The organism is Zoogloea sp., assembly GCF_023150065.1.
In the GTDB taxonomy this organism is placed as follows: Bacteria; Pseudomonadota; Gammaproteobacteria; order Burkholderiales; family Rhodocyclaceae; genus Zoogloea.
Map to the genome: position 1 here is coordinate 1 of NZ_JAKLLN010000194.1, position 566 is coordinate 566.

1 protein-coding gene is annotated in these 566 nt (G+C 68.0%); it reads left to right on the plus strand.

The genetic code is table 11. The features are described from left to right. Positions 1 to 261: 261 nt before the first annotated feature. On the plus strand, positions 262 to 566 hold a 305-nt coding region (locus tag L6Q67_RS24235), incomplete at its 3' end, for an SDR family NAD(P)-dependent oxidoreductase (RefSeq protein ID WP_296576284.1).

The following is a 566-nucleotide window of genomic DNA, read 5'->3' on the forward strand; positions in this document are numbered from 1 at the left end:
CAGCTCCAACTGGACAACCCGCAGTTCGGCATCGCCTCGGCGTGTGTTGGCGGCGGGCAGGGGATGGCGATTCTGGTCGAGCGCGCCTGACGCCGCGAAGCCCCCGTAGGGGCGACTTCAGTCGCCCGCCGACTCCGATCCTGCAATCGCGCGTGATCGACGAAGGGATGGGCGACTGAAGTCGCCCCTACGGGCGCGCCTTGGCGATTCAAACAAATACGACAGCGCCGGCCCACGCCGGCCACTGGAAGGAGACAGCACATGCAGATTCAGGATTCCGTTTTCATCGTCACCGGCGGCGCGTCAGGCCTCGGCGAAGCCACCGTCCGCAACCTGCACGCCGGCGGGGCGAAGATCGTGATCGCCGACGTGGGCGTCGACAAGGGCGAGACCCTCGCCGCGCAACTGGGCGATCGGGTCGCCTTCATCAAGACCGACATCACCAGCGAAGCCGACGGCAAGGCCGCGGTCGAGCTGGCGGTGAGCCGCTTCGGCGCGCTCAACGGCCTCATCAACTGCGCTGGCGTCGGCCCGGCCTGGAAGGTGTTGGGCAAGGACGGCCCGCA